Annotated in this window: 18 protein-coding genes; 10 read left to right on the top strand and 8 right to left on the bottom strand. The window is 63.9% G+C overall.

Features of this window, described 5'->3' with window-relative positions; translation table 11 throughout:
* Window positions 1–162: 162 nt before the first annotated feature.
* Genes ispH through rnhA form a run of 3 tightly spaced genes read left to right on the top strand, consistent with a single transcriptional unit; the run spans window position 163 to window position 2,582 of the window.
* Window positions 163–1,131 (top strand): 4-hydroxy-3-methylbut-2-enyl diphosphate reductase, encoded by a 969-nt coding sequence (gene ispH, locus IVB27_RS21485; protein WP_247351230.1) that lies wholly within the window; start codon window positions 163–165, stop codon window positions 1,129–1,131.
* Between the two features lie 6 nt (window positions 1,132–1,137).
* Entirely contained in the window at window positions 1,138–2,121 is a 984-nt protein-coding gene (locus tag IVB27_RS21480) for a homoserine kinase (RefSeq protein ID WP_247445226.1), read from the top strand.
* Window positions 2,118–2,582, top strand: coding sequence for a ribonuclease HI (rnhA, locus tag IVB27_RS21475; protein WP_247445225.1), 465 nt, complete (start codon window positions 2,118–2,120; stop codon window positions 2,580–2,582). The genes IVB27_RS21480 and rnhA overlap by 4 nt, the downstream gene beginning before the upstream one ends.
* A gap of 159 nt (window positions 2,583–2,741) precedes the next feature.
* Here rnhA and IVB27_RS21470 read toward each other — a convergent pair whose 3' ends face one another.
* The 7 genes from IVB27_RS21470 to IVB27_RS21440 form a co-directional block, all read right to left on the bottom strand.
* Window positions 2,742–3,227: a peroxiredoxin gene (locus IVB27_RS21470; RefSeq protein ID WP_247445224.1), complete on the bottom strand. Its 486-nt coding sequence runs from the start codon at window positions 3,225–3,227 to the stop codon at window positions 2,742–2,744.
* 107 nt (window positions 3,228–3,334) lie between these two features.
* Window positions 3,335–3,889, bottom strand: coding sequence for a DUF924 family protein (locus IVB27_RS21465; protein WP_247445223.1), 555 nt, complete (start codon window positions 3,887–3,889; stop codon window positions 3,335–3,337).
* A gap of 16 nt (window positions 3,890–3,905) precedes the next feature.
* On the bottom strand, window positions 3,906–5,591 hold the full coding sequence (locus tag IVB27_RS21460; RefSeq protein ID WP_247351218.1) for a long-chain fatty acid--CoA ligase: 1,686 nt from the start codon (window positions 5,589–5,591) through the stop codon (window positions 3,906–3,908).
* 188 nt (window positions 5,592–5,779) lie between these two features.
* Window positions 5,780–7,252 (bottom strand): D-alanyl-D-alanine carboxypeptidase family protein, encoded by a 1,473-nt coding sequence (locus IVB27_RS21455; RefSeq protein ID WP_247445222.1) that lies wholly within the window; start codon window positions 7,250–7,252, stop codon window positions 5,780–5,782.
* Between the two features lie 188 nt (window positions 7,253–7,440).
* On the bottom strand, window positions 7,441–9,237 hold the full coding sequence (locus IVB27_RS21450; RefSeq protein ID WP_247351215.1) for a glucan ABC transporter ATP-binding protein/ permease: 1,797 nt from the start codon (window positions 9,235–9,237) through the stop codon (window positions 7,441–7,443).
* 74 nt (window positions 9,238–9,311) lie between these two features.
* Window positions 9,312–9,623 (bottom strand): HigA family addiction module antitoxin, encoded by a 312-nt coding sequence (locus IVB27_RS21445; protein ID WP_247445221.1) that lies wholly within the window; start codon window positions 9,621–9,623, stop codon window positions 9,312–9,314.
* 106 nt (window positions 9,624–9,729) lie between these two features.
* Window positions 9,730–10,779 (bottom strand): ABC transporter substrate-binding protein, encoded by a 1,050-nt coding sequence (locus tag IVB27_RS21440; RefSeq protein WP_247445220.1) that lies wholly within the window; start codon window positions 10,777–10,779, stop codon window positions 9,730–9,732.
* Between the two features lie 228 nt (window positions 10,780–11,007).
* Here IVB27_RS21440 and IVB27_RS21435 point away from each other — a divergent pair, with 228 nt between their 5' ends.
* The 7 genes from IVB27_RS21435 (at window position 11,008) to IVB27_RS21405 (ending at window position 16,642) form a co-directional block, all read left to right on the top strand.
* On the top strand, window positions 11,008–11,376 hold the full coding sequence (locus tag IVB27_RS21435) for a hypothetical protein (protein ID WP_247445219.1): 369 nt from the start codon (window positions 11,008–11,010) through the stop codon (window positions 11,374–11,376).
* 117 nt (window positions 11,377–11,493) lie between these two features.
* On the top strand, window positions 11,494–11,898 hold the full coding sequence (gene hisE / locus IVB27_RS21430; RefSeq protein WP_247445218.1) for a phosphoribosyl-ATP diphosphatase: 405 nt from the start codon (window positions 11,494–11,496) through the stop codon (window positions 11,896–11,898).
* Between the two features lie 36 nt (window positions 11,899–11,934).
* A complete protein-coding gene (locus IVB27_RS21425; RefSeq protein WP_247445217.1) occupies window positions 11,935–12,537 on the top strand; it encodes a YqaA family protein in 603 nt (200 codons plus the stop codon).
* 61 nt (window positions 12,538–12,598) lie between these two features.
* Window positions 12,599–13,138 carry a hypothetical protein gene (locus IVB27_RS21420; protein WP_247445216.1) on the top strand — a complete coding sequence of 180 codons (540 nt, stop codon included), beginning with the start codon at window positions 12,599–12,601 and terminating at the stop codon, window positions 13,136–13,138.
* A 30-nt stretch (window positions 13,139–13,168) separates the two neighbouring features.
* Window positions 13,169–14,569, top strand: a complete 1,401-nt coding sequence (locus IVB27_RS21415) for an aspartate ammonia-lyase (protein ID WP_247339821.1) — start codon at window positions 13,169–13,171, stop codon at window positions 14,567–14,569.
* Between the two features lie 149 nt (window positions 14,570–14,718).
* A complete protein-coding gene (locus tag IVB27_RS21410; RefSeq protein ID WP_247339822.1) occupies window positions 14,719–15,687 on the top strand; it encodes an NAD(P)H-dependent flavin oxidoreductase in 969 nt (322 codons plus the stop codon).
* A gap of 181 nt (window positions 15,688–15,868) precedes the next feature.
* The gene (locus IVB27_RS21405) at window positions 15,869–16,642 is read left to right on the top strand and encodes a thioesterase family protein (RefSeq protein ID WP_247445215.1); all 774 of its coding nucleotides are present in this window, start codon (window positions 15,869–15,871) and stop codon (window positions 16,640–16,642) included.
* 366 nt (window positions 16,643–17,008) lie between these two features.
* Here the strand turns inward: IVB27_RS21405 and IVB27_RS21400 are convergent, their stop codons facing one another.
* A complete protein-coding gene (locus IVB27_RS21400) occupies window positions 17,009–18,571 on the bottom strand; it encodes an AMP-binding protein (protein ID WP_247445214.1) in 1,563 nt (520 codons plus the stop codon).
* Window positions 18,572–18,583 lie beyond the last annotated feature (12 nt).

The raw sequence follows: 18,583 nt of genomic DNA, 5'->3' as shown, positions 1-18,583 counted from the left end.
GGGGGTAGTCACGCAATGGTTCTGCTATAGATAGTGCCTTGACAGCGCCCGAAAGGGGGCCCAATTCCCTCTGAAGTCGCTGTAAGCTCGTTCCCAAGCCCTATTCATCCATCGACCGCTTCCCGCCCATTTGGCGAGGTGATTCGGTCCCGAGATCGCTCAATGTCAGCCAAACCAGACCTTAAGATCGTGCTTTGTTCTCCCCGTGGCTTCTGTGCCGGGGTGGTCCGGGCGATCGACACCGTGGAACGGGCGCTCGATAAATACGGCGCCCCCGTCTATGTTCGCCACGAGATTGTGCACAATAAATACGTCGTCGACGGGTTGAAGAAGAAGGGCGCGATCTTCGTCGAGGAGCTTGCCGAGATCCCGGAAAACACCACCGCGCCGGTGGTGTTCTCGGCCCATGGCGTGCCGAAATCCGTTCCGGCCGACGCCACGTCCCGCAATCTGTTTTCGCTGGATGCGACCTGCCCGCTGGTGACCAAGGTGCACCGCGAGGCCGCGATCCATTTCAAGCGTGGCCGCGAAATCTTCCTGATCGGCCATTCCCATCACCCTGAGGTGGTCGGTACGCTCGGCCAGCTCCCCGTCGGCGCCGTCACCCTGATCGAGACCGCCGAGGACGCCAAGACCATCGCTCCGAAGGATCCGAACAACCTCGCCTTCGTGACTCAGACCACGCTGTCGATCGACGACACCGCGGAGATCGTCGCACTCCTGAAGGAGCGCTTCCCGAACATCAACGGGCCGCACAAGGAAGACATCTGCTACGCCACCACCAACCGCCAGCTCGCGGTGAAGAAGGTGGCACCGGTGGTCGATGCCCTGATCGTGGTCGGTGCGCCGAACTCGTCGAACTCGCAGCGCCTGCGCGAAGTCGCGGAACGCGAGGGCTGCCCGATCGCGGTGCTGGCGCAGCGCGCCGCCGACCTCGACTGGAAGCGTTTCGAGAACATCACCAGCCTCGGCATCACCGCGGGCGCCTCGGCACCGGAAGTGATCGTCGAGGAGATCATGGACGCGTTCGCCGAGCGCTTCACGCTGCATGTGGAGACGGTCTCGGCCGCGGAAGAGAACGAGTTCTTCCCGCTGCCGCGTCAGGTGCGCCCCGAAGCCGCCGCCGAGTAGACTTTCATGGCGGTCTACACCGACGTTGCCGCCGACGAGCTTGCGGACTTCCTGAACCAATACGATCTCGGCGAATTGCTCTCCTACAAGGGCATCGCCGAGGGCGTCGAGAATTCAAACTTCCTGCTGCATACGACCCAGGGCTCCTTCATCCTCACGCTCTATGAGAAGCGCGTGGCGAAGAACGATTTGCCGTTCTTTCTCGCGCTGATGACGCATCTCGCCGAGCACGGCATCAACTGCCCGCTGCCGGTGAAGGGCAGAGACGGCGAGGCGCTGCGCGAGCTGTCGGGCCGGCCGGCCGCGATCATCACCTTTCTCGAAGGCGTCTGGCCGCGCAAGCCGAGCGCGACCCATTGCGCGGGCGTCGGCGGGGCGTTGGCGAAGATGCATCTGGCCGGCGCCAATTTCGCGATCAAGCGTCCGAATGCGCTCTCGGTCTCCGGCTGGCGGCCGCTGTTCGATGCGGCGTCACACCGGGCCGACGAGGTGCAACCCGGCCTGCGCGCGTTCCTCGCCGCCGAGCTCGACTACCTCGAGAGCGGGGTCTGGCCGAAGCCTTTGCCCGAAGGCGTGATCCATGCCGACCTCTTCAACGACAACGTCTTCTTCCTCGGCGACCAGCTCTCGGGGATCATCGACTTCACCTTCGCCTGCAACGATATGCTGGCATATGACGTCGCGATCTGCCTCAACGCCTGGTGTTTCGAGCCGGATCATTCCTTCAACGTCACCAAGGCGCGCGCCTTCCTCAATGCCTATGGCCGCGTGCGAAAGCTCTCCGAGGCGGAAGAGGCAGCACTGCCGCTGCTGGCGCGCGGCGCCGCGATCCGCTTCCTGCTGACGCGGCTGGTCGACTGGCTCAACGTTCCGCCTGGCGCACTGGTTCGGCCAAAGGATCCGCTGGAATATGTCCGCAAGCTGCGCTTCCACCAGAGTGTTTCCACCGTGCGCGACTATGGGCTGATGCCGTCAGGACTGGTCGCGTGAGCGAGATTCCAGTTGTCACGATCTATACCGACGGCGCCTGCTCGGGAAATCCCGGGCCCGGCGGCTGGGGCGCGATCCTCAAGTTCGGCGACAAGGAAAAGGAGCTGAACGGCGGCGAGCGTCACACCACCAACAACCAGATGGAGTTGATGGCGGCGATCTCCGCGTTGGAAGCACTGAAGAAACCGTGCACCGTCGATCTCTACACCGACAGCCAATATGTCCGTCAGGGCATCACCGGCTGGATCCATGGCTGGAAGCGCAATGGCTGGCGCACCGCCGACAAGAAGCCGGTGAAGAATGTCGAGCTATGGCAGCGCCTCGATGCCGCGCTGAAGGCGCATCACGTGCGCTGGCACTGGGTCAAGGGCCACGCCGGGCATCCCGAGAACGAACGCGCCGATCAGCTCGCGCGCGACGGGATCGTGAAGGCGCGGTTGCAGCAGCGGGTGGCGGAATAGCGCGAGGCGTCGTCGCCTCATTCTCAACTGTCATCGCCCGGCCTTGACCGGGCGATCCCAGAGACGCTTATCATTCAGCCGAGAGGTCTCGGCGTACTGGATCGCCCGCTTTCTCGCGGGCGATGACAGTTGTGGTTAAGGCTAAAAGCGCTGGCCGCCTTACAACTGCCCGAGCAGCGTATCGCCGCCGGACACCTCGACCTTGCCGGGCATCGCCTCGAGGTTCAGCTTCTTGACCACGCCGTCCTCGACCAGCATCGAATAGCGCTTGGAGCGGATGCCGAGACCGTTGCCGGAGGCGTCGAGCTCCATGCCGATCGCCTTGGCGAAGTCGGCATTGCCGTCGGCGAGGAAGATGGCCTCGTCGCGCTGGTCGGTGTCGCGCTTCCAGGCGTTCATGACGAAGGCGTCGTTGACGGAGACGATGGCGATGGTCTCGACGCCCTTGTCCTTCATGGCATAGGCGTTGAGGAAGATGCTCGGCAGATGCATCTTGTGGCAGGTGCCGGTATAGGCGCCGGGCACCGCGAACAGCGCCACTTTCTTGCCCTTGAAGATATCGTCGGTGGTCTTCACCTGCGGACCTTCCGCCGTCATCACGCGGAATTTCGCCTCGGGCAGCTTGTCGCCAGTCTGGATCGCCATCGTCAGTCTCCCTGAAAATCGGTCCCGCTTTTTAGACCGTGCGGCGGCGCTGCACAATGTTGCAGGTTGGGAGGCGGCGAGGGTCGCGGCCCTTCACCGTTATGTCATCAGCCGGCAAAACCGCCGCCGTCGAGGAAGGCCTGTTCGTCCTCGGTGGTCTCGCGTCCCAGGAGCCGGTTGCGGTGGGGGAAGCGGCCGAACCGCTGGATGATGTCGGCGTGCTCCCGCGCGTATTTCAGGTTCTCGGCATTGTCGGTGTTCTGAAACAGCGCGACGCAATGCAACTGGTCGGATAGGTGCTCGGAATGCATGAAGGGCAAATAGAGGAATTCGAGCAGGATGGGATCGATCCTGCGATCTGTGCCCCTCTCGATCGCGCGGCGGGCGACGTTGCGCGCCAGCGCGTCGCTGGCAAAGGCTTCCGCCGTGCCGCGGAACATGTTGCGGGGAAACTGGTCGAGCGCAATGACGAGCGCCAGCGCGCCCTCGTCGCTGTCTTCCCAGGAGGCCAGCTCGCCGGCGGTTGCCCTCTTCCATAGCAGAAGAAAGCGACGCCTGACCTCCGCGTCGAAAGCGTCGCTGTGCTTGTACCAGCGCTCGCGACCGGCCTCCCGCCAGAACGCGAGAATGCCGGCCGGCGTAATGTCGCCTACGTCAGTCATGAATCCAGGGAGCGGCCTACGCCGCCTCCGCCTTCTTCTCGTCCCGCAATTGCCGGCGCAGGATCTTGCCGACATTGGTCTTCGGCAGGTCGGTGCGGAATTCGATCTGCTTGGGCACCTTGTAGCCGGTGAGCTGCTCCTGGCAGAACTTGATCACGGCTTCGGCCGTGAGATTCGGATCCTTCTTGACCAGGAACGCTTTCACCGCCTCGCCCGACTTGGAATCGGGAATGCCGATCACGGCGCATTCGAGCACGCCCGGATGGCTCGCGATCACTTCCTCGATCTCGTTGGGATAGACGTTGAAGCCGGAGACCAGGATCATGTCCTTCTTGCGGTCGACGATTTTGGTGTAGCCGGTCTCGTCCATCACGCCGATGTCGCCGGTGCGGAAATAGCCGTCGGCGGTCATCACCTTCGCGGTCTCGTCCGGTCTGTTCCAGTAGCCCGACATCACCTGCGGGCCCTTGGCGCAGATCTCGCCGGGCTGGCCGAGCGGCAGCTCGTTGCCGTCGTCGTCGCGGATCGAAATCCAGGTCGAGGGCACGGGAATGCCGATCGATCCCGAGAACTCGGTCGTGGTCGCGGGATTGCAGGTCAGCGTCGGCGATGTCTCCGACAGGCCGTAGCCTTCGGCGATGAAGCAGCCGGTCACCTCCTTCCATTGCTCGGCCACGGGGCGCTGCACCGCCATGCCGCCGCCGTTGGAAATCTTCAGCTTGGAGAAGTCGAGTTTCTTGAAATCGGGATGGTGCATCAATCCGTTGTAGAGCGTGTTCACAGCCGGGAAGCTGTTGACCTGGTATTTTGCCAGCTCCTTGACGAAGCCTGCGATGTCGCGCGGATTGGGGATCAGCAGATTACAGCCGCCGGCGCGCACCGCGAGCAGGTAGCAGGCCGTCAGCGCGAAGATGTGGTAGAGTGGCAGCGCGCAAACGATCATGAGCTGATCGACATGCGGGGGTGCGACTATCGCCGGCTGGAGCCAGGCGTCGTTCTGCAACACGTTGGCGACGATGTTGCGGTGGAGCAGGGTGGCGCCCTTGGAGACGCCGGTGGTGCCGCCGGTATATTGCAGGAAGGCGACGTCGCCGGGCGACAGTTTCGGTTTGTTGAACGTCGCGCCGCGGCCAGCCGATAACGCATCGTTGAACGACACCGCGCCCGGCAGCGACCAGGCCGGCACCATCTTTTTGACGCGGCGGACGACGAGATTGACGATCACGCCCTTGAAGCCGAGCAGGTCGCCCATGCTGGCGACGATGACGTGCTTCACTTGCGTCTTCGCGATCACCTGCTCGACGGTATGGGCAAAATTCTCCAGCACGATAATGGCTTCGGCGCCGGAATCCTTGAGCTGGTGCTCGAGCTCGCGCGGTGTGTAGAGCGGGTTGACGTTGACCACGGCGAAACCGGCGCGCAGCACCGCGGCGGTCGCGACCGGATATTGCAGCACGTTCGGCATCATGAGGGCGACGCGAGCACCGCGCTGGAGCCCACGGCCTTGCAGATATGCGGCCAGCGCGACCGACATCTGATCGAGGTCGCGATAGCTGATCGACTTGTCCATGCAGATGAACGCCTTGCGGTCGGCGAACTTCGAAAAGCTCTCCTCCAACAGGTCGACCAGCGATGAGTATTGCGTCGGCTCGATATCAGCAGGCACGCCGGGCGGATATTGCTTGAGCCAGATGCGCTCCATCGAAAACTCCCCTCATTTACCAGAGCCCGTTGTGTCTCGGGCTTGCCTCATTGCCGCCAGTATCGAGCTTGCCGGAACGGGTGGCAAGTCGTCGTGACTTAGGGCAAAGGCCAGGGAGTGGCTACCGGAATCCTGCCAAACCGCGCGGCCGCAGTGCAAAGTGGGCGTGGTCTCAGCTCGGCGCGCCGCTAACTGTTGTTGGCCGGCTTGGCGGCGGGCTTGGTCGCTGCCTTTGGCTTGGCGGGCTTGGGTGCCTGATCGCCGCTTGCCGCAGGTTTTGCCGCCGCATCGGACTTTGCTGAATCCGACTTGGCCGCAGCGTGCTTGGTCCCGGCCGGCTTGGCAGCGCTCTTGCCGTCGGCTGGCTTGGCAACCGGCTTCGCCGCCGCGGTCTTGGCCTCGGTCTTGGCGTCCGTCTTGGCATCCTTCGGCTTGTCGGCCGCGTCAGGCTTCTTGGCGACGCGCGACTTCTTGCCACGCGGCTTTGGGGTGGCCTGCTGGTCGGCATCGGCCGCGACCGCGGCGATCAGGGCGGTACCGGTGCGGGTCGGGCCGGTATAGACCAGCACGGGCTCCGCGGCCGCCGCGGCCGTGGCCATCAGCTCGGAGGCCTTCATCAAGGGTGGTTGAAGCCCAGCGGTGAAGAACGTCACCTGGGCTTCGCCGCCGGTGGCGGAGGCCGATCCGCTCGTGCCGCCATTGGTGGCGATCAGTGCGTCGTCGTCATCGCTGGCGGGCCGCTTGCGATGGCCGCCGCACATGTCCTCGCGCAGGTTCGGCGGCGAGGCGTCGACCGGCACCAGCTTTTCGACGGTGCCGAGCGAGGGGCGGAGCCAGGTGAGATTGTCTTGCGAGAAGCCGCGCTCGAGCAGCTGGGCTGCCTTCACCGCGCGCGCGGTGCCGGAATTGGCGCCGAGCACCACCGCAATCAGTCTCCGGCCATTGCGTGTCGCCGACGCAACGAGGTTGTAGCCCGAGGCGCAGATGAAGCCGGTCTTGAAACCATCGGCACCGGGATAGCGGCCGATCAGCTTGTTGAAATTGCCAGTGACGCGCTTGCCGAAGCGGATCGCCGGGATGTGCACGAAGTATTCGTATTCCGGCAGGTCGCGCAGGAACGAGCGCGCGAGAATGCCGAGGTCGCGCGCCGACGTGATCTGGCCGTCGGCGGGCAGACCGTTCGGATTGACGTAGCTCGTCTGCGTCATGCCGAGTCTCTGCGCGGTGTCGTTCATCATCGCGGAGAAGCCGTCGATCGAGCCGCCGACGCCTTCGGCGAGCACAACGGCCATGTCGTTCGCCGACTTCACCATCATCATCTTCAGCGCATTGTCGACGGTGAGCTGTGTTCCCGGACGGAATCCCATCTTCGAGGGCGATTGCGAGGCCGCTGTCGGCGACACCGTAATCAGCGTGTCGAGCGTGAGCTTGCCGTCCTTGACCGCCTTCAGCGTGACATAGGCGGTCATGATCTTGGTGACGGAAGCCGGATACCAGGGAATGGTCGCGTTTTCCGCCTGCAACACCTTGCCGGTGTCTGCCTCGATCAGCAGCAATGCTTCGGCGCTCGCCGCGCGCGGCGCGAGCGATGCGGCGCATGCGAGTGTCGCAGCGAACAGGTTGAACAGGGATTTACGAAGCAGCGGGCGAAGAGCGTGCACTATCCGATTCCGGTCCTTGGAGACCCGCCGGTTCCGGTCGGCTCTCGTGATCTGATGTTCGGTTCTGAATCCAGCGCCGCCGCTTGCGGCGTCGCAAACCTATACCGGCTGGTGCGTCGGGAATAGGGGCATCAGCGGGGTATTCCGCAATGAAATAGGCCGAATTTCGACGGTCCCATGAAGACTTGCTAAGGCGACTGGGCGGCAGTCGCGGCAGCCTCAGCTGCTGTCACGCTGGCCCGTGCGTTCTCCCGAACCATGAACTGGGCCCTGGCGAGTTCGGCGAAATGGCCGCCTTTGGCCACGAGTTCATCGAAAGTTCCGCTTTCGATCACACGCCCGTTCTCGAACACCAGGATCCGCGTGGCATTGCGGATGGTGGAGAGACGGTGGGCGATCACGAAGGTGGTGCGCCCCTTCATCACTTCGTCGAGAGCGGCATTCACCTTGGCCTCGGTGACGGCGTCGAGCGCGCTGGTCGCCTCGTCCAGGATCAGGAGCGGCGGATCTTTCAGCAATGCGCGGGCGATCGACAGCCGCTGGCGCTCGCCGCCGGACAGCATGCGGCCGCGCTCGCCGGCATTGGTCTCGAAGCCGCCGCTGCGCTCGATGAATTCGAGCGCCTGTGCGCGCCCTGCCGCCTTGCGCATCTCCGCCTCAGTGGCGTCCGGCTTGCCGACGCGCAGATTCTCCGCGATCGAGCGATTGAACAGCAGCGCCTCTTGAAAGACCACGCCGATGTTCCGCCGCAGCGATGTCAGCGTCACCCCGCGCACGTCCATGCCGTCGATCCTAATGAAGCCGGACTGCGGATCGAAGGCGCGATGCAGCAGCGCAATCGCCGTCGACTTGCCGGCGCCGGTCGCGCCGACCAGCGCAATGGTCTGGCCTGGCAGCGCGGTGAAGGAGAGATCCTCGATCGCCGGCCGTTTGCCGTCATAGGAGAAGGTGACGTCGTTGAATTCGACGAGGCCGGAGAGCCGACCCGCGTCGATCGCATCGGGTCGGTCGTGCACCGCGGGCACGGCATCGAGCACGTTGAAAAACTCGCGCAGGCGCGGGGCTTCCATGAATACGTTGTTGATGAAGCTCACGACCTGCTCGAGCTTCTGGATCAGAAGCGTCGCGAAGCTCACGAACATCACGATTTCGCCGACCGAGGTCAGCCCCTGGTCGTGCAGCGAGATGCCCAGTGTGAAGATCGCGAGCACGGTGATGGTGGTGGAGGCGCGCGTGATGACGGTGACGAGCGCCCACCACGACAGCACCGGCATTTGCGCCGCGAGTAACTGGTCGGCGACGGAGCGCAAGCCCTTCACCTCGGATTCGACGCGCACGAAACTCTGCACCAGCGCGACGTTGCCGAGGGCGTCGGAAGCCCGCGCGGAGAGCTCGCTATAGTGCTCCTCCACCTCCATCTGCATGCCGAAGGTTCTGCGCACCACGAAGGTCGTCAGCGCCGTGAAGACGATGCAAAGCACGAACAGCAGGATCGCGAGCCGCCAGTTCAGGTACAATGATAGCGGCAGCAGCACCACGACCGACAGGATCGCGGCAAAGTGCTCGCGGAAGAAGCCGAGCCAGAGCCGCCACAGCGCATCGGTGCCGTTGAGCATCACCTTCATCAGCCGGCCCGAATGTGTGCCGGAATGGAAGGTCAGCGGCAATTGCAGGATGTGCTCGAAATAGTCGGTCAGCACCGCCTGGCGCTGGCGGTGCGAGAGCCGGTCGGCCTGCAAGGCCACGAGCGCGCTGCAGGCGATGGTGAACAGCCCGAATGCCACCCAGGCCATCAGAAACGGCCAGGCCGAGTCCGATCCGGCAACCGTCTTGCCGGAGAGCACGTCGACGATCCGGCCGAACAGCACGGGTTCTGCGAACTGCGAGGCGGCAAGCAGGAGATTGGCAAACGCCAGCAGCCAGCCGAGCCCTGCTTCCTTGCCGAGCAGTTCGAGAACGCGGGTGTAGAGACGGAGGATGGGCATGCGATACGCTGAACCGTGGGAAGGTCGTCAGTCAACCAGTTGAACGGCTGCAAGACTACATTGGTGTGGACGGCTCAGGCCACCTTCAACGTGGGGATATGGCTGACGTCCACCGTCTGTTCCGCGTGCCAGGTGTCGTGGGCAGCCTGCATCCGGACCCAGATCCCGGCGCCGCCTCCAAACAGCTTCCCGACACGGACCGCTACCTCCGGCGACAGAGGCTTCTTCTCTTCCATGATATCGTGAAGATGTTGCCGCGAGATGCCTAACAGGCGCGCGATCTCAACCTTGGTCTTGCCTGAGGCCGGCAGCATGTCCTCGCGAAGCACCGCGCCGGGATGAACGGGACAGCGGCGGGGATTTCGCTTGGCAGGATATTCGACCATGGCAGCTCCACGCCGAGTCAATCTCGGCTCGGTGTTAGCGATATTGCTCGAAATCGACCCGATAGGCATCACCGTTTTCAAATTCGAAAGTGATGCACCACGATGTTCAGTTGATCAGCCGCCCTGCAACCGGCGGCAGGAACCGGTCGTCGAAGATATCCCCCGCAACCGGCTTCTTGCGGAATTTGAAATCCTGCGCGATCTGGTCGATCGAGCGGTCCATGCGCGCGGGGTCGATGCCGCCGAGGCCGTTGCGACGGACTTCGTCGGTCTGGATATTGTCGACGAGGACGGTGCGCAGGCGCGCCAATTCGAGATTGCGGTCGCCGTCGTCGATGCGGCTCGCGGCTTCGTCCGCCGCACGCGCCGGCTCTTTCACGGTCGCGTTGATGCCTGCGATCAATGCGCGCACGAATCCCTTCACGGCGTCCGGCTTGGCCGCGGCGAAAGCCGGGTTGACCACGACGGCAAAGCCATAAGCCTCGCAGCCATAGTCGGCATAGCGAAGCACGACGAGATCGTCGCCGGGTACGCCGCGATCGCGCAGGTTCACTCCCGAGAGATAGCTGAAGCCGGCGACGGCATCGACCTTTCCCGCGGAGAGGATCGGCTCGCGCACGGCGGCGCTGATCCTGTGGAATTTCATGTGCGCCGTGTTGATGCCGTTCTGCTGCGCCAGCGCCGGCCACAGCCGCATCGACAGGTCGCTATCGGCGACGCCGACGGTTTTGCCGTCGAGATCGGGCGGCAGATGGATGCCGCGGCTCCTGCGGGCAACGATCGCGTAGGGCGCACGGTTGAACAGCACGAACACCGCCTTGACCGGTGCCGCATCGTCCTTGTCGCGGAAGCGGATCAGCTCATTGATGTCGACCAGCGCGAGCTCGCTTTCGCCCTTGGCGACGCGCGCGAGCGCCTCCGGCGATCCGGCCGTGCTGCTGAAGGAGACGTTGAGACGTTCGGCGCCGAAGCTGCCGTCCTTTGCAGCCAGGAAGAACGGCGCCATGCTTGCATCGATCGGACGGTCGAAGGCGAAGTGGATCGCAATAGAGGGCGCGGCGGTCTCAGCCGCCGTGACATCGCGTGCAGTCAGCGCGGCAAGCGAGATTGCAAGGGCTTGCAGGCAGCGAAGGGCGGTCGTCTTGAATCTGAACATCAGTCGCGCCGGTCTCGCCTTGTTGTGATCTCGTGACGCTCGCAGCGCCGGCTGGCGGAGCAGTCTCTCCGCGCCAACATGAACGGCGGATGAGCGGCGGTTGCGTCACGATCACGCAACCCCGTTCAGCTTGTGTTGGGGTTGGGGAACCCAACATGGGATGTGGGTGTTTGAGAGACATGAGCCTGTCGTCAGGCACCATTCGAGGTCCCAAGGAGGGTCCAGGACATGTTTGACAGCTTTTCGAAGTTTGCCGGCCGCAAGGCCGCTATTGCCACTGCCGCGGTGCTGGCGTTGACCGCGGTCGCCCCGACCGCCTCATACGCCGGCGGCCGCCACTGGCATGGTGGTGGTGGTGCGGCCCTTGCCGGCGCGGCCATTGCCGGCGCCATCGGCACCGGGCTTGCGATCGCCGCGAGCCGTGACGCCTACGCCTATGATGCCCCGGCCTATTACGGTGGTGGTCCGGCCTACTATGATGACGGCCCAGTCTATTACAGCGGCGACTCGTATATTGGTCCGCGCCCGTTCCACCGTTGCGGCGGTCCCTATCAGTCCGCGCAGGGCGGCCAAGGCTACGCCTCGACCTGCTACTAAGCCCGGCTACGTAGAATTGACCACAACAGGCCGTCGCGCTTGCCGCGATGGCCTGTTTGGCCGTTTATTGTCAGACGTTAACGCGCCCGCCATTGGTTTAGAGTAGTTTTCAGGACCATGAGTGATTCGCTTGAGCGGCTATATCTGGCTGTACTCGCGGCCAGGGACCTTGATCCGGCAACATCGCGTACAGCCCGGCTGTTTCAGCGTGGGCCCTCCAAAATGGCGAAAAAACTGGCCGAAGAGGCCATTGAGGTCGTCATCGATGCGGTCAATGGCGACAGCGAAGCCGTGATCCGGGAAAGCGCCGATCTGCTCTACAATCTCACTGTGCTCTGGGCCTCGGCCGGCGTGCGTCCCGAGGACGTCTGGCGCGAAATGACCCGGCGGGAAGACATGCTCGGCATCGCCGAGAAGCTGCCGAAATCGGCGATGAAGCTGCCCAAAGTTGCGTCACCGCGCGTGGCCGCCAGGCGGCCAATTGTCGCGATCGAGGGTCGCGTGGCGCGGAAGCGCCACTAGAAACGTCACAAAACTGGCGATGGACAAATCCGTCCGATGGTGCTTCATCGCGGCGCCATGCTGAAACGTATCTACGATTGGTGCATCGACGCCGCTCACAAGCCTTACGCGCTCTGGATCCTGGGTGCCGTGGCTTTCGCAGAAAGCTCCTTCTTTCCCGTCCCGCCGGACGTGATGCTGATTCCGATGTCGCTGGCTCGCCCGCAGCGCGCCTGGGTCTATGCGGCGATCTGCACCGCGACGTCGGTGCTGGGCGGCCTGCTCGGCTATGCCATCGGCGCGCTGCTGTTCGACTCGGTCGGTCACTGGCTGATCCAGGTCTATGGCCTCGGCGACAAGGTCGATGCCTTTCGCGCCTCCTATGCCGAGTGGGGCGCGGTGATCATCCTGCTCAAGGGACTGACGCCGATCCCCTACAAGCTCGTCACGATCACCTCGGGCTTTGCCGGCTACAATCTCGTCCTGTTCATGATCTGCTCGATCGTCGCGCGCGGCGGTCGTTTTTTCATCGTCGCGATCCTGCTCAATCGCTATGGCGATTGGATCCGAGTCAGGATCGAGAAGCATCTCGGTCTCTTTGTGGCGATCGGCGCCGCCGTGCTGGTGCTCGGCTTTGTGATCGCGATCAAGTTGATCTAACCCAAATTGATCTAACCCGAGGCGCTTTGCGGCCGCGCCAGGTTCGGCTACGGTTGCCGTCATGATGCTTCGATCCGGCATTCCGGTCCTGCGACCGGGGACGCTGATAATTGCGGTGCTTTCGCTCCTGCTGGCTGCCGGCGGTACCGGATGGCCGCAATCCGCGCCGCCAGCGCTCGGCTTGCAGGAGCAAGGACCGCAGGCCGCGCCGCCGCCCTCGACATCAGCTCCTTCGTCACCGCCGGCGCGTGAGGACAATCCCGGGCTGATCAGCGAAATGGGCAAGCTGTTCGACAAGCTGCCCTCGATCCTGCCGCCGATCAAAAGCCCGAGCGAGACCATCAACGATTTGTCGCGCCTGGCGAAGCTGTCGAGCATGGTGTCGGGACGCGTGGCCTGTCCGGCCTCGTCGAACGGCGCGCCCGACTGCAAGCTCGCCGCCGACAAACTCTGCCAGAGCAAGGGCTACACGGAAGGCAAGAGCCTGAATGCCGATTCCGCGGAGAAATGCTCGGCCAAGGTTCTGATCCCGGGCAGGCAACGCAAGCCGGACGACTGCCGCACTGATACCTTCGTCACCAGCGCGCTGTGCCAGAACTGAGGACGTCGCGCGAGCAAGCAAGGAGCGCCCATGAGCCGTACGGAGCAGGACTTCCTCGGACAGCGTGAGATCGCCGATGACATCTATTACGGCGTCCAGACCATCCGCGGGAAGGAGAACTTCCACATCACCGGCATTCCGATGAACCAGGAGCCTTACTTCGTGAAGGCGCTCGGTTACGTGAAGAAGGCTGCGGCCATGGCCAATCGCGATCTCGGCGCGGTGGACACCAAAGTCGCGGAAGCCATCATCGTGGGCTGCGACCGCGTCATCGCCGGCGACATGATGGACCAGTTCGTCACCGACTTCATCCAGGGCGGCGCCGGCACCTCCACCAACATGAACGCCAACGAGGTGATCGCCAATCTCGCGCTGGAATCGCTCGGCTTTGCCAAGGGCGACTATCAGCATGTCAGCCCCAACGATCACGTCAATTACGGCCAGTCAACCAACGACACCTATCCGACTGCCTTTCGGCTGGCGCTGATCCTGCGGCTCGAGAGCTACATGACCGCGTTACGCCAGCTCCAGGAGGCGTTCTTCGCCAAGGGCCGGGAGTTCGAGCGCGTGCTGAAGATGGGCCGCACACATTTGCAGGACGCGGTGCCGATGTCGCTCGGCGCCGAATTCCGCGGATGGGGCACCACGATGGGCGAGGAGGTCGATCGCATCTCGGAGGCGCGCGCGTTGCTGCGCGAGGTCAATCTCGGCGCCACTGCGATCGGCACCTCTGTCACCGCGGCGCATGGCTATCCAAAACTTGCGGTCCGGCACCTGAGCGCGCTCACCGGCATCGACTTCATCCTCGCCGGCGACCTCGTCGAGGCGACGTCGGATACCGGCGCCTATGTGCAGCTCTCCGGTGTGCTCAAGCGCACCGCGAGCAAACTGACAAAAATCTGCAACGACATCCGCCTGCTCGCCTCGGGGCCGCGTGCGGGCTTCAACGAGATCAACCTGCCGCAGCTTCAGCCGGGTTCCTCGATCATGCCCGGCAAGGTCAATCCGGTGATCCCCGAGGTCGTCAACCAGACCAGCTTCCTTGTCATCGGGCTCGACACCACGGTGACGCTCGCAGCGTCCGCCGGCCAGCTCCAGCTCAACGTGATGGAGCCGGTGATCTCGTTCGCGCTGTTCTTCTCGATCCGTACCATGGAGCGCGCGGTCAACAGCCTGCGCGAGAATTGCGTCGTGGGCATCACTGCCAACGAAGAGCACACCCGCAACATGGTGCTCAATTCGCTCGGCATCGTCACCGTGCTGAAGCCGCTGCTCGGCTACAAGCAATGCGCCGAGATCGCGCGCGAGGGCTACAAGAGCGGCAAATCGCTGCACCAGATCGTCGTGGTCGAGCGCAAGCTGCTGACGCAGGAGACATGGGACGAGATGTTCTCATTCGAGCGGCTGATCAATCCGGATCTGATTGCGTGATGTCGTCGTCCCGCAGCGAATTCCGTAGCTTGGAATTGCGGTAACGGCGTCCGCCACGGCGTCAGAACGCAATACTTGACAGTGGAAAGATTGCCTTGTTGGTATGGCCCCCAACTTCCATTTGACCGCCAACAGAGGACCTTCTCGCAATGTCCATGCCTGCCTTGTTCAAGGGACGCCTGTCGATCCCCGTGATCGGTTCGCCGCTCTTCATCATCTCGGTGCCCGATCTTGTGATCGCGCAGTGCAAGGCGGGTGTGGTCGGATCGTTTCCGTCGCTGAACGCGCGGCCGCCGGAACTGCTCGACGAGTGGCTGGCGCGGATCACCGAAGAGCTCGCGGCCTATGACCGCGCCCATCCCGACAAGCCGTCGGCGCCGTTCGCGGTCAACCAGATCGTGCACAAATCGAACAACCGGCTCGATCACGACATGCAGCTCTGCGCCAAGTACAAGGTGCCGATGGTCATTTCGTCGCTCGGTGCTCGCGAAGAGCTCAATCAGGCCGTGCACGGCTGGGGCGGCATCGTCTTCCACGACGTGATCAACCAGAAATTCGCGCACAAGGCGATCGAGAAGGGCGCCGACGGCCTGATCCTGGTCGCGGCCGGCGCCGGCGGCCATGCCGGCACGATCTCGCCGTTGGCTTTCGTTGCCGAGACGCGAAAATGGTTCGACGGCCCGATCGCGCTGTCAGGCGCCATCGGCAACGGCAAGGCGATCCGCGCTGCGCGCATCCTGGGCGCCGACTTTGCCTATATCGGCTCGGCCTTCATTGCCACCAAGGAAGCCAATGCGGTCGAGACGTACAAGGAGATGATCGCGGGCGCGAACGCCGACGACATCGTCTATTCCAACCTCTTCACCGGCGTGCACGGCAACTATCTGAAGCCGTCGATTCTCGCCGCCGGCATGGATCCGGAAAACCTGCCGACCTCCGATCCCTCCAAGATGAACTTCGGCACCGACGCCTCCGGCGAGCGCGCCAAGCCAAAAGCCTGGAAGGAAATCTGGGGTTCGGGCCAGGGTGTCGGCAGCATCGACGGCATCGTGCCCGCCGCCGAAATGATCGCGCGATTCAAGAAGGAATACGACGAAGCGGTCGATCCGCCGTTGTGATCGCTGTGGTGTCCCGGACCCGCTGCGGCGTCATAAGCGCGTTCACGCGCGTCTTCGACGCGCTATGGTGCCGCGCCGCAGAGCCGGGACCCATCGCCACGACAACTGGACCCCGGATCAGCAGCGCACCGCAAGAGCGTTACGCTGCGTCCGGGGAACGCCACCCGAGATCGAGTACGACATGACCCCTATTTACCGCGTCGACGGCAACAGCGTCGTCACCAGCCCGGACGCCGCGGGCCCGTGGGACCGGCGTATGCAGCACGGTTCGGCGCCGGCCTCGCTGGTGACGTGGGCGGCTGAGCGCATTCCGACGCCTGTAACGATGGACATCGCGCGCGTCACCATCGATCTGATGCGCCCCGTGCCGGTGGCGCCGCTCACGATTGCGACCGAGATCTTGCGCGAGGGCCGCAAGATCCAGCTCTGCGGGGTCAAGCTGCTCGCCGACGGCGTGCAGGTCGTCGGCGCGACCGTGCTCAAGATCAAGCGCCAGGCGCTGGCGCTCCCCGACGACGTCAAGGCGCTGCCGGTCGAATTGCCGTCGCCCGAGGACTCGCTGGTCGAGGACGGTCATGCCGCCACCAGCCCGTTCGTACGTTCGGTCTCGATGCGCGCCGCGCGCGGCCGCTTCGGCCAGGCCGGCGCGGGCGCGATCTGGTTTCGGGTCGACCATCCCCTGATCGCAGGCGAAGCGCTCTCGCAGGCGATGCGCGCCGTGGTCGCCGCAGATTTCTCCAACGGCACCGCCTCGACGCTCGACTTCCGCGCCTGGACCTACATCAACGCCGACCTCACCGTCAGCTTTTCGCGCCAGCCGATCGGCGAATGGATCCTGCTCGACGGCGACTCCTGGATCGGTCCTGACGGCGCCGGGCTTGCGATGTCGCGGCTCGCCGACCGGCAGGGCTATTTCGGCCGCGCGGTGCAAAGCCTGGTGATCGAGAAGCGGTGAGCGTGACGGCGAGCGCCGCGATCGCTCCCTTGGCCGGTTGAACGGCAGGCTTCCGCCGCCGCGGAAGGGATGCCTGGTCGCGAGCCTTCTGTTCGAAGGTCTCTTGTTCGGCGCGGCATCCTGCCTGTTCACACGCCGTAGAAGATCTTGATCTCCCACAGCACCACGATGATAGCCGTGATCAACGTGACCGCGGCCAACGCACTTTCCAGGGAAGCGACTCTCATTTCACACTCCGCTTCCCAGCCCCGCTAGCGGTCTAGTTGATTCCCTGATTCGCCCGCAATTGCGTGCGCATCGCCGGCGCTCACTCCGTTGCGCGTTGTGGTGCCGGGGCCACAATGACACCGTAGAATTCCGGGGTGTCTATCCCACCATCCGGTCCCGCCCGCCCCAAAAGCTCGCGCGCAGTACTTTCTTGTCGACCTTGCCGACGCTGGTCATCGGCAGTTGCTTGACGAACTGGATCTGCTTCGGCGCATGCGCCGAGCCCTTTCGCGTCTTCACCAGATTGATCAACTCATCGGCATCAGGTTTTGCGCCCTCGCGCAGGACGACGACGGCGGTGACGGCTTCGCCCCATTTCTCGTCGGGGATGCCGACGACCGCGACCATCGCCACGTCCGCATGCTGCGACAGCACGTCCTCGACCTCGCGTGGAAAGATGTTGAAACCGCCAGAGACGATCATGTCCTTCTTGCGGTCGAGGATGAACATGTAGCCGCGATCGTCCTTGCGCGCGATGTCGCCGGTATGCACCCAGCCGTTCTTCAGCGTTTCGGCGGTGATGTCCGGCCGCTTCCAGTACTCCGCCATGACATGTGGAGCGCGCACGCAGATCTCGCCGGCTTCGCCCGTCTTCACCTCCTGGTCGTTGTCGTCGAGGATCTCGACCTCGCAAACCGCGATCGGGAAACCGCAGGACAGGAACAGCTCCGGCGTCTTGGGATTGTGATCTGCCTTGCGCAGCACCGAGACGGGATAGCATTCGGTCTGGCCGTAGAGCTGCGAAAACACCGGCCCGATGCGCTCGATCCCCTCGATCAGCCGGCTCGGCGACATCGCGGAGGCGCCATAGAGCACAAGCTCGAGCGAGGAGAGGTCGGTCTTGCCCAGCGCGGGATGATCGAGCAGCACGTAGATCATGGTGGGCACGAACAATGTGAAATTGATCCGCTCGCGCGCGATGGTGGCCAGTACCGCCTCGGGATCAAAACCCTTCAGCATGTGGACGGTGCCGCCGCGCATCAGGGTCGGCAGCACCTTTGTGCCCGCGACATGGCTGATCGGAGCGACCGTCAGATAGCGCGCCGCCTCTGGAATTTCGAAGTCGGCGAGGATCGCACCTGCCGCCCCGCTGTTCTCGCGATGATAGCGCAGCGCGCCCTTGGATTTTCCGGTCGTCCCGCCGGTGTAGTTCAGCGTCGCGAGATCGTCGGCGCCGGCGAGGCACAGCGCGGTGGCGTGGCCTTCGATCTCGATCGCCTGCAACAGGTCGACGCCATAGTCGGCCGGTCCCATGGTGAAGACCGCCTTGAGCTGCCCCGCCTGTGCGGCGAGCTCGCCACCGCGCTCGCGGAAGGAGGCCGCATCGACCACCAGCATCTCGGCCCCGGAATCCTCGAGCTGGAAGAGCTGGTCCCCTGGCGATCCCAGAGGGTGCAGCCAGGTGATGCAGAGTCTGGACAATTGCGCGGCGACACCGGCGCACCAGGTGTCGGCGCGATTGGCGGTGAGGAGAGCGACACGCGCGCCGGGCTGCAATCCAAGGCGCATGAATACGCTCTGGATCCGTCCGATCAGGTCGATTGTGCCCTGATAGCTCAGCGATCCGCCGGGCCAGGCGAAAGCGGTGCGTCCAGGATAGCGCGACAGTGCCCGTAGCGTCTGCGCACAAGCCGGAGACGATGCGTGGAGCGGATCGGACATATGTTTCCTCAT

The organism is Bradyrhizobium sp. 197, assembly GCF_023073375.1.
Taxonomy (GTDB): Bacteria; Pseudomonadota; Alphaproteobacteria; order Rhizobiales; family Xanthobacteraceae; genus Bradyrhizobium.
This window is presented reverse-complemented; position numbering and strand designations above follow the sequence as displayed.

Coding starts and splice junctions, on each gene's coding strand:
- ispH (WP_247351230.1), top strand. CDS start 163: ATGTCAGCCAAACCAGACCTTAAGATCGTGCTTTGTTCTCCCCGTGGC.
- IVB27_RS21480 (WP_247445226.1), top strand. CDS start 1,138: ATGGCGGTCTACACCGACGTTGCCGCCGACGAGCTTGCGGACTTCCTG.
- IVB27_RS21470 (WP_247445224.1), bottom strand. CDS start 3,227: ATGGCGATCCAGACTGGCGACAAGCTGCCCGAGGCGAAATTCCGCGTG.
- IVB27_RS21465 (WP_247445223.1), bottom strand. CDS start 3,889: ATGACTGACGTAGGCGACATTACGCCGGCCGGCATTCTCGCGTTCTGG.
- IVB27_RS21460 (WP_247351218.1), bottom strand. CDS start 5,591: ATGGAGCGCATCTGGCTCAAGCAATATCCGCCCGGCGTGCCTGCTGAT.
- IVB27_RS21450 (WP_247351215.1), bottom strand. CDS start 9,237: ATGCCCATCCTCCGTCTCTACACCCGCGTTCTCGAACTGCTCGGCAAG.
- IVB27_RS21445 (WP_247445221.1), bottom strand. CDS start 9,623: ATGGTCGAATATCCTGCCAAGCGAAATCCCCGCCGCTGTCCCGTTCAT.
- IVB27_RS21440 (WP_247445220.1), bottom strand. CDS start 10,779: ATGTTCAGATTCAAGACGACCGCCCTTCGCTGCCTGCAAGCCCTTGCA.
- IVB27_RS21435 (WP_247445219.1), top strand. CDS start 11,008: ATGTTTGACAGCTTTTCGAAGTTTGCCGGCCGCAAGGCCGCTATTGCC.
- hisE (WP_247445218.1), top strand. CDS start 11,494: ATGAGTGATTCGCTTGAGCGGCTATATCTGGCTGTACTCGCGGCCAGG.
- IVB27_RS21425 (WP_247445217.1), top strand. CDS start 11,935: ATGGTGCTTCATCGCGGCGCCATGCTGAAACGTATCTACGATTGGTGC.
- IVB27_RS21420 (WP_247445216.1), top strand. CDS start 12,599: ATGATGCTTCGATCCGGCATTCCGGTCCTGCGACCGGGGACGCTGATA.
- IVB27_RS21415 (WP_247339821.1), top strand. CDS start 13,169: ATGAGCCGTACGGAGCAGGACTTCCTCGGACAGCGTGAGATCGCCGAT.
- IVB27_RS21410 (WP_247339822.1), top strand. CDS start 14,719: ATGTCCATGCCTGCCTTGTTCAAGGGACGCCTGTCGATCCCCGTGATC.
- IVB27_RS21405 (WP_247445215.1), top strand. CDS start 15,869: ATGACCCCTATTTACCGCGTCGACGGCAACAGCGTCGTCACCAGCCCG.
- IVB27_RS21400 (WP_247445214.1), bottom strand. CDS start 18,571: ATGTCCGATCCGCTCCACGCATCGTCTCCGGCTTGTGCGCAGACGCTA.